This is a genomic window from Nitrosomonas sp. Nm132 (assembly GCF_900100485.1).
Taxonomy (GTDB): Bacteria; Pseudomonadota; Gammaproteobacteria; order Burkholderiales; family Nitrosomonadaceae; genus Nitrosomonas.
The window spans coordinates 1-8,386 of sequence record NZ_FNDH01000068.1; the positions used below are offsets into that span (position 1 = coordinate 1).

General features: G+C 43.1%; 9 protein-coding genes, 1 tRNA gene and 2 pseudogenes. 11 read left to right on the plus strand and 1 reads right to left on the minus strand.

Translation table 11 applies throughout. From position 1 onward, the window contains the following. Positions 1–85: 85 nt before the first annotated feature. A pseudogene (locus BLP80_RS13775) lies at positions 86–697 on the plus strand (transposase); the annotation flags it as partial. A 237-nt stretch (positions 698–934) separates the two neighbouring features. On the opposite strand, the pseudogene BLP80_RS13780 reads toward BLP80_RS13775, so the two are convergent. Continuing rightward, positions 935–1,141: pseudogene (locus BLP80_RS13780) on the minus strand (IS1380 family transposase); the annotation flags it as partial. Positions 1,142–1,604: 463 nt separating this feature from the next. Here BLP80_RS13780 and petA point away from each other — a divergent pair. The 10 genes from petA (at position 1,605) to BLP80_RS13830 (ending at position 7,888) form a co-directional block, all read left to right on the plus strand. Then, positions 1,605–2,204, plus strand: a complete 600-nt coding sequence (petA, locus tag BLP80_RS13785; RefSeq protein ID WP_090544193.1) for a ubiquinol-cytochrome c reductase iron-sulfur subunit — start codon at positions 1,605–1,607, stop codon at positions 2,202–2,204. A gap of 1 nt (position 2,205) precedes the next feature. After that, positions 2,206–3,453, plus strand: coding sequence for a cytochrome b (locus BLP80_RS13790; protein WP_090544195.1), 1,248 nt, complete (start codon positions 2,206–2,208; stop codon positions 3,451–3,453). Beyond that, entirely contained in the window at positions 3,450–4,181 is a 732-nt protein-coding gene (locus BLP80_RS13795; RefSeq protein WP_090544197.1) for a cytochrome c1, read from the plus strand. The genes BLP80_RS13790 and BLP80_RS13795 overlap by 4 nt, the downstream gene beginning before the upstream one ends. Before the next feature lie 42 nt (positions 4,182–4,223). Beyond that, positions 4,224–4,823, plus strand: a complete 600-nt coding sequence (locus tag BLP80_RS13800; RefSeq protein WP_090544199.1) for a glutathione S-transferase N-terminal domain-containing protein — start codon at positions 4,224–4,226, stop codon at positions 4,821–4,823. Continuing rightward, the gene (locus tag BLP80_RS13805) at positions 4,820–5,251 is read left to right on the plus strand and encodes a ClpXP protease specificity-enhancing factor (protein WP_090544201.1); all 432 of its coding nucleotides are present in this window, start codon (positions 4,820–4,822) and stop codon (positions 5,249–5,251) included. Before BLP80_RS13800 ends, BLP80_RS13805 begins: the two co-directional genes overlap by 4 nt. A gap of 75 nt (positions 5,252–5,326) precedes the next feature. Beyond that, positions 5,327–5,402, plus strand: a tRNA-Thr gene (locus tag BLP80_RS13810). Positions 5,403–5,926: 524 nt separating this feature from the next. Next, the gene (locus BLP80_RS13815; RefSeq protein ID WP_090544203.1) at positions 5,927–6,775 is read left to right on the plus strand and encodes a PA4780 family RIO1-like protein kinase; all 849 of its coding nucleotides are present in this window, start codon (positions 5,927–5,929) and stop codon (positions 6,773–6,775) included. A 222-nt stretch (positions 6,776–6,997) separates the two neighbouring features. Beyond that, entirely contained in the window at positions 6,998–7,294 is a 297-nt protein-coding gene (locus tag BLP80_RS13820; RefSeq protein WP_090544205.1) for a transposase, read from the plus strand. Further along, a complete protein-coding gene (locus BLP80_RS13825) occupies positions 7,291–7,557 on the plus strand; it encodes an IS3 family transposase (protein ID WP_176754380.1) in 267 nt (88 codons plus the stop codon). Before BLP80_RS13820 ends, BLP80_RS13825 begins: the two co-directional genes overlap by 4 nt. Continuing rightward, the gene (locus BLP80_RS13830; protein ID WP_090544210.1) at positions 7,547–7,888 is read left to right on the plus strand and encodes a DDE-type integrase/transposase/recombinase; all 342 of its coding nucleotides are present in this window, start codon (positions 7,547–7,549) and stop codon (positions 7,886–7,888) included. Before BLP80_RS13825 ends, BLP80_RS13830 begins: the two co-directional genes overlap by 11 nt. Positions 7,889–8,386: the final 498 nt, after the last annotated feature.

The following is an 8,386-nucleotide window of genomic DNA, read 5'->3' on the forward strand; positions in this document are numbered from 1 at the left end:
TCATGTCGGACGCTCCTCTCTAGTTACAGGGTTTTAAACAACACTACTTTGGCACCTCGTTGCCATTTAGGGTAGTGGGCGTCCATTCCATTACTATTGCTACCTGCCACTGCTGGTGTTTGAGGCTGAGTCAGGCGCCTTGGTGGCTTCCGCGCTACGCCCCGGTAAGCGCCCAACGGGTGCCGAGAATGCCATGATCATGAAGCGAGTGCTGCATGTTTTGCGCCAGCACTGGCCGCATACCCACATCCTGCTGCGCGGCGACGGGCATTTCTCCAATCCAGAGCTGATGAAGTTGATCAGTGAAATTGGCAATGCCGATTTCATCTTTGGCTTGGGCGGCAACGCCGTATTGTCCGCCAAAGCTGAGGGACTGATGAGGAATGCGCGCGGTCATCTTGCGTTGCATCAGTCAATGGCTGCTCAACGGATGAGACCGGTCGTATCGTCAGTGCGCCTGTTCGGTGAATTCGACTATGCTGCCAAGTCCTGGCCGCAAGCGCATCGCGTGGTGCTCAAGGCCGAGGTGCTGGCGGGGAACACCGGGCGGCCAGCCAAAGATAATCAGCGTTACGTGGTCACGTCGCTGCGCAGTCCCACTCCCGGCGCACTCTACCAGCAGGTGTATTGCCAGCGCGGACAAGCGGAGAATTGGATCAAACAAGTGAAGGCTGGTTTGAAGTCAGACCGCACCTCATATCCAGCGCCTGTCCGGTCAGGGCGCTGCTGACACAGAAAAGTGTATTCCATCACAATAAATTCTCAATAGAGATCTGATTTATCCACTTGGAATATGAATCTCTGGCAAGTTCACTCTTATTTTTGATACTCGTGCAATATTCGGGCCTAGGGGTAGGGGGATATCGCCTAAAAATCAAAAAAATAAGGGAGTAGAAACCAGAATAGGTAACAGAAAATTTATGCAAAGTTCAGGATAGCGCGCATCACGTGAATCGGATATCGCCGCAGTCAGGCGATCAATCAGGCCGATACGATGATCGACTGTATCCAATACCACTGCACCAAAACCAGAGGAGAGCTCCCCTCCAGCAAAGTCGGCGCGAACTGTGAAGCCGGGAATGGAATTAAAGCAGAGTTGTTCCGGGACAGAGTTGGCAGCGGGGCGAGCAATTGCAGGCATTTTTTACGAACCAGTTTCTCAATAATCCCCATTATATCTAACGCTTGAAGCGTTATTTGTCCGATTTATGTAATGTTCAGGCTAGAAACTATCCCCATAACCCAAAAAAACGCATGATTGTGAACAATCAGTGGCACAGGTAGCAAGCAAAAATAGAGTTTATGGTGTCATGCCTCCAAAAAATGTAATCGGAAGCATTTTTAAATGCTTAGCCTCATTACATTTCTTTAAGGGAGCTTAAAAATTAGGCAGCTCGCTGGCGAAAAAATGAGGTTTTCTGGCTGGCACTATATATTACCCTGCTATGTAAAGGGCTATGTTATACTTAAAAAGTATGCTTCTTAGGTGTATAACGTTCTTTGAGTATTTAGGGAAGTAAAATATAAAGTTAAATAACAGGTTGATCGGCTCTTGGTAGGAGTTGATTCTGGGTAGAAAATTCATTGGATGGAATTATTAAAAAATGGCAGACAGTAGTGGTGAGATGAATAGTCGGCGTCGTTTTCTAGTACTGGCCACATCTGTGGCGGGCGGGATTGCTGGCGTTGCGGTGGCGACTCCATTTGTGTTGAGTATGATGCCTAGTGAACGCGCTAAAGCAGCTGGAGCGCCGGTGGAAGTGGATATTAGTAAGCTGGAGCCAGGTATGCTGCTGATGGTTGAGTGGCGGGGAAAGGTGGTATGGGTTCTTAAGCGTACACAGGAAATGCTGGAGAATTTGAAGAAAATAGAAAGCCAGCTGGCTGACCCTAATTCGGAGAAAAAACAGCAGCCAGCTTATGCTCAGAATGCGACGCGTTCTATTAAACCTGAAATTCTTGTGGTGGAGGGTGTATGTACACACCTTGGCTGCTCTCCAGTATTTAGGAAGGATATTGCTCCTGCTGATTTAGGTGCTGATTGGCTAGGTGGTTTTTTCTGCCCGTGCCATGGTTCAAAATTTGATTTGGCAGGGCGTGTTTACAGAAGTGTTCCGGCGCCTACTAATTTGGTTGTCCCTCCTCATACCTATTTGAGTGAAAATCGGCTTTTAATCGGCTCTGAAAGCAAGGAATCTGTATAAAATGAGTAAACAAGAGAATTCGATGATGGAATGGATTGATAAGCGCTTCCCAATGACTGCTACCTGGAGAGCGCATCTTTCTGAATATTATGCCCCTAAGAATTTTAATTTTTGGTATTACTTTGGTTCGCTAGCAATGCTTGTGCTGGTTAATCAACTGATTACCGGTATTTTTCTTACTATGAGCTATAAGCCTGATGCTAGTCTTGCGTTTGCATCAGTTGAATACGTCATGCGCGATGTGAATTTTGGTTGGTTGATTCGGTATATGCATTCTACGGGAGCTTCCATGTTTTTTGTGGTGGTTTATCTGCATATGTTCCGAGGGATGATGTATGGCTCTTATCGCAAGCCACGCGAGCTTTTATGGCTGATAGGCATGGCGATTTTTTTCGTGCTGATGAGTTTAGCTTTCACTGGATATATTTTACCTTGGGGACAAATGTCTTATTGGGGCGCTCAGGTGATTGTGAGTATGTTTGGAGCGATTCCATTTATCGGCGAAACGTTATCAAACTGGATCTTGGGAGATTTCATGCTCTCGGACGCAGCGCTTAACCGTTTTTTTGCATACCATGTGGTGACGTTGCCATTATTGATAATTGTTTTGGTATTTGTTCATATTATCGCATTACATGAAGTGGGTTCTAATAATCCAGATGGAATAGAAATCAAATCTAACAAAGATCCAAAAACGGGAATTCCAGTGGATGGAATACCATTTCATCCTTACTACTCTGTAAAGGATATATTCGGAGTGGTGGCATTTCTGATTGTGTTTAGCGGTATTATATTTTTTGCTCCTGAGATGGGTGGGTATTTTCTTGAGTATAATAATTTTATTCCTGCAAATACGTTACAAACACCTGATCATATTGCGCCTGTATGGTATTTCACCCCTTATTATTCTATGTTGAGGGCAGTCACGGTTAATTTTCTCTGGATAGATGCGAAACTGTGGGGCGTTATTTTGATGGCGGCTGCAGTAATTATCTTTTGTTTCTTGCCATGGCTGGATCGTAGTCCTGTCAAATCGATACGTTATAAAGGACCAATCTTTAAGTTTGCGCTTACGCTTTTTGTAATAAGTTTTCTTGTGCTTGGCTGGCTTGGTACAAAAGCGCCGACTCCCTTATATACATTATTAGCTCAAATATTTACAGTTATTTATTTTGCATTTTTTGTTCTTATGCCATGGTATAGCAAGATAGATAAAACAAAACCTGAACCAAAAAGAGTGACAAAATGAGATTAATAAAATTACTGCTTTTTTTTATCAGCTTGACTCCAATTTTTGTTTTTGCTGCTGCTGACATAAAACTTGATAGGGCACCAATTGATACATCTGACAATGCATCGTTGCAGCGCGGCGCACAAAGTTTTGTTAATTATTGCTTAACTTGTCATGGTGCTAGCTATATGCGTTATAACCGGCATCAAGATATTGAGCTAACTAATCAAGAAATCAGTGGGAGTCTTATTCATACTGGACAAAAAGTTGGCGATCTTATGTTGACTTCTATGAAAAAAAAGGAAGCTGAAGAATGGTTTGGGGTTGCTCCCCCTGATTTATCCATAATTGCTCGCTCCAGGGGTGCGGATTGGCTGTATACCTATCTTAGAGCTTTTTACAAAGATGATTCGACTTCTTCAGGCTGGAATAATTTGATTTTTGATAAGGTTGCAATGCCGCATGTTTTGTACCAGTTACAAGGCCAGCAAGTACTTAACATTAAATCGGTTAGTGATGGAAAAGGCAGCTCGGAAGTTAAGGAATTAGAGCTTAGTGTACCTGGCGCTCTTTCCAAACAAGAATACGATAAATTTGTTACAGATCTGGTAAACTACATGGTTTATTTGGGTGAGCCCCATGCAAATTATCGTAAGAAACTTGGAATGATTGTCATGATCTTCTTGCTTGGTATGCTTGGTTTGACTTATTTATTAAAACGCGAATATTGGAGAGATGTACACTAGTAAATCATTGAATCAAAGTACTAAAAAGATGTATAAGTCATCATGATGACGCTGTATTCTACTGCAACATGTCCTTTTAGCCACCGATGCCGCATCGTGTTGCATGAAAAGGACATGGATTTTCAGGTCATTGATGTAGATCCTCACAATAAACCAGAAGATTTGGCTGTGATTAGCCCCTATGGTCGCGTGCCAGTTCTGATTGAGCGAGATCTAGTATTGTATGAATCGAATATTATCAATGAGTACATTGATGATCGTTTTCCTCACCCTCAGTTGATGCCGGCAGAACCAGTAATGCGTGCCCGGGCAAGACTGTTATTACATCGATTTGAGCAAGAATTATTTTGCCATATTGAGACTGTTGAGCAGAATGATCAAAAGATAGCTGATAAAATGAGAGTAGCGATTGCTGATAGTTTGACAATGATCGCACCAATATTTGATAAGCAAAAATATATGCTGGGTGATGAATATTCTATGTTGGATGTAGCCATAGCACCTTTACTATGGAGACTGGATCATTATGGAGTTCGTCTACCAAAACAGGCTGCACCATTACTCAAGTATTCTGAGAGATTATTCAGCAGGCCACTATTTATTGATGCTTTAACACCTTCAGAGAAATTAATGCGTAAATGAAGGTTCCTGCGACTAAGCCTTATTTAATACGAGCTGTTTATGAATGGTGTATTGATAATGAATTGACTGCCTATATTTCTGTTGATTTTGATCGGAATACATTAGTGCCTGAGGAATATGTAAGAGATGGAGAAATTACTCTGGATATTAGTCCTCTAGCTGCTTGTGATCTATTGATCGACAATGAAGTGGTTCAATTTACGGCGCGCTTTAATGGCATATCAAGGAGGATATCAATACCAATTGGCGCAATCAAGGCGATATTCTCAAAAGAGATCAATCAAGGTTTGTTTTTTTCTCCTGAAATTGAGGAAAATGCACCACGCACTTTTAAGAATGAAGATACAAATTGTTTAGGATCCACATCAAATAATTATCTGGCGCATGAGGATAGAGGGGATCGAGTTCATTTAAAGATCGTTAGATAACAATTGTTTACTGCATAATAGCCTAAGGTTTATAATTTTAATATATTTGTCTTTTTAACATATTTATTTCTATGAGCCGGCATAGCTCAGATGGTAGAGCAGCTGATTTGTAATCAGAAGGTCCCGAGTTCGATTCTTGGTGTCGGCACCATAAAATTCAAGGCATTAGGCGTCAGTATCTAAAGATTCTCAATTCTGAGTCACCACGATAAATAGTAAATAGAAGTAGTCAGTAAGCTATAGGCATTATTGATCACTCCTCCCCGCTTGAGGTTCCATCAAAACATATTGCGGCTTCAATAAAGTCGGATAACTTTTTATAAGAGATGAACTACTAACTAAATGGGATGAAGGATGAAGGATGAAGGATGAAGGAGTTTCCCTTTACTGCTTTATCCGTAGAGGGCCTCCTCCCAGTGAAATTATTGATCTATTTGCATTGATACAAGAACTGGATCATACAGATTCTAATTTCTATAAACTCCTCTTCAAAAATAACAACATCATTGCCAAATAAAAAAACGCTGTTGTTATACTGGGAAAATTCTTAGTTGCAACTACAAAGAGCTTCAGATACCTCAGTTCAAATCCTGTTTTTACTTTTTCTTCTGTGTATTTTTGGTTATGAATGGTATTTAAGATGAACCTCAAAATATAAGCGTAGTAATTACACTGATGAAAACTCCAAAAAGAATTGAACCACTGATCCAGGATGGCTTTGTCGATGAGGTTATCCAACAATTAATGAGTGGCAAAGAAGCCTCGGTTTACGTAGTTCGCTGCGGAGAAGAGATACGTTGCGCTAAAGCATACAAAGAGGCCAACAAACGTAGTTTCCGCCAAAATACGGATTACACCGAAGGCCGCAAAGTAAAAAACAGCCGTCGTGCACGAGCCATGGAAAAAGGTACTCGGTATGGACGCAAAGCACAGGAAGAATCCTGGCAAAATGCTGAGGTAGATGCCCTGTACCGACTCGCTGCTGCTGGTGTGCGTGTGCCCAGGCCATACGACTTCCATGAGGGCGTACTATTGATGGAGCTGATGATCGACAGCAATGGCAATGCAGCCCCACGGCTCAACGATCTTGCGCTTACTGCAGAATTATCTCGTGAATATCACCGCATGTTAGTTGCTCAAGTGGTTCGCATGCTTTGTGCTGGAATCATCCACGGTGATCTGTCTGAATACAACGTGCTAGTCGACAGCACAGGACCTGTCATTATCGACTTGCCACAAGCTATCGACGCAGCTGCCAATAACCAAGCCTGTAAAATGCTGCTACGTGATGTCGAGAACTTGGCTATATACTTCGGTCAGTTTGCGCCTGAATTGCTAGCCACCAGTTATGGTATGGAGATATGGTCGCTCTATCAAAGCGGACAACTTCATCCGGAAAGTGATTTGACCGGACACTTCGAGTATATTGAGAAAACAGTCAATATTAAAAGCATCTTGCGTGAAATCAACGACACACTTAAAGAAGAAGAGGCACGAAAACTAAGGCGTACTATCAATTCATGAGCCTATTTGTCTGCTCATGTCCCCTGTTTTATCCGTAATGACGTCACAACCAAGTATTGGTGCTGGTTCTACTATTACTCTTCTGTTATCGCTCCTTTCTCATCCGTATCATTTCTTTTATTTTATCTTTCTAATTCCAATTCTCGATAGAAACATAAATGATGTGGCTACACTAAACTGGACACATTCCTTAAAATAATTGAAAGGAGGAGTGTATCTAAAATGAACCAAGAAAAACCTAAAATCTATACAGCTGAATTTAGGGAGTCATCGGTAAAGTTGGCCATTGAATCGGATAAACCGGTAGCCCAAACTGCGAGGGAAATTGGTGTGAATGAAAACACCTTGCACACCTGGATCAGTAAATACAGTCGACCGGTTGATAACATAAAGGCAGTGCGCACTGACGAACCTCTCTGTGAAGAGTTAAAGCGGCTAAAAAAAGAGGTTGCCCGACTGACCGAGGAGCGCGACCTATTAAAAAAGGCTGCCGCGTACTTTGCCAAGGAGCAATGGTGAAGTACGCCTGGATCAAGCAGCATCGGGGTGAATTCACCGTATTATCGATGTGCCGGTTTTTACAGGTCTCACAGAGTGCTTACTATGATTGGCTGCATCGAATTCCTTCATTCAGGGAACGAGAAGATGAGCAACTCAGCGGTATTGTAAAAAAAGTATTTGAAAAAAGCCGGAATACATATGGTACCCGTCGTCTCAAAATAGCTATGTCTCACCAAGGCCGATCCGTGGGTCGGCGGCGAATAAGCCGGATTGGCCTGTAAAACTAAACGTCGATTTAAAGCTACCACCAATTCAAAACATGAACTGCCTATTGCGCCTAATTATCTGGATCGTCAGTTCGCCATAGATCAGATGAATCAGGTGTATGTGGGTGATATCACTTATATTTATACTCTGGAAGGCTGGTTGTACCTGGCGGTTGTGATCGACTTGTTTTCCCGTCAGGTCGTGGGCTGGTCAATGGCTGCGCATATGAAAATACGGTTAGTCAACAATGCGCTCCAGATGGCTATTTGGAAACGTAACCCCGACAAAGGCCTGTTATGGCATACCGATCGGGGTAGCCAATACGCCTCGGAAAGTCACCGGTAATTACTAAAGCAGCATGGCATCTGGCAAAGTATGAGCCGGAATGGCAATTGCTGGGGCAATGGTGTGCCACGAAGGGGCAAAGAAGGACGCAGTCCTTCGGGCAGCTATGTTACATGAGAGATGAGGGTAGGCCCCTCGAAGTCTGGTTACAGGACTCGGCTTCAAACCACCACGAGCTGCTTCGATCAAAAGTCGCGGTAGTGAACGTCGTTGGAAAAGGCACTTGAAAGTGTCAGGTACGAATTAAGCAGATGAACGCAAGTGAACAGTCGATGACATGTCGAAAAGGAAACCAACCCACGTCAAAACCGGATAGCGTTGTTGATCCGGGACAGACCCGGACAGTACCTGTTTATGGGCTGGGTGGCGTTCGGCGTAGAGGCTGCATGAACTTCAGACAACCTGATCTCGGAGCATCCCTCGTTTTTAAAGCATTCTAAAGAACAAATATAAATCAATCGATTACATGTGCCAGGGGAGGAGATACAAAAATAGGCA

What these genes read in the sequence shown, in the direction of transcription:
- BLP80_RS13800 (WP_090544199.1), top strand. Translation starts at nt 4,224, where the DNA reads ATGATGACGCTGTATTCTACTGCAACATGTCCTTTTAGCCACCGATGC.
- BLP80_RS13815 (WP_090544203.1), top strand. Translation starts at nt 5,927, where the DNA reads ATGAAAACTCCAAAAAGAATTGAACCACTGATCCAGGATGGCTTTGTC.
- BLP80_RS13820 (WP_090544205.1), top strand. Translation starts at nt 6,998, where the DNA reads ATGAACCAAGAAAAACCTAAAATCTATACAGCTGAATTTAGGGAGTCA.
- BLP80_RS13795 (WP_090544197.1), top strand. Translation starts at nt 3,450, where the DNA reads ATGAGATTAATAAAATTACTGCTTTTTTTTATCAGCTTGACTCCAATT.
- BLP80_RS13805 (WP_090544201.1), top strand. Translation starts at nt 4,820, where the DNA reads ATGAAGGTTCCTGCGACTAAGCCTTATTTAATACGAGCTGTTTATGAA.
- petA (WP_090544193.1), top strand. Translation starts at nt 1,605, where the DNA reads ATGGCAGACAGTAGTGGTGAGATGAATAGTCGGCGTCGTTTTCTAGTA.
- BLP80_RS13790 (WP_090544195.1), top strand. Translation starts at nt 2,206, where the DNA reads ATGAGTAAACAAGAGAATTCGATGATGGAATGGATTGATAAGCGCTTC.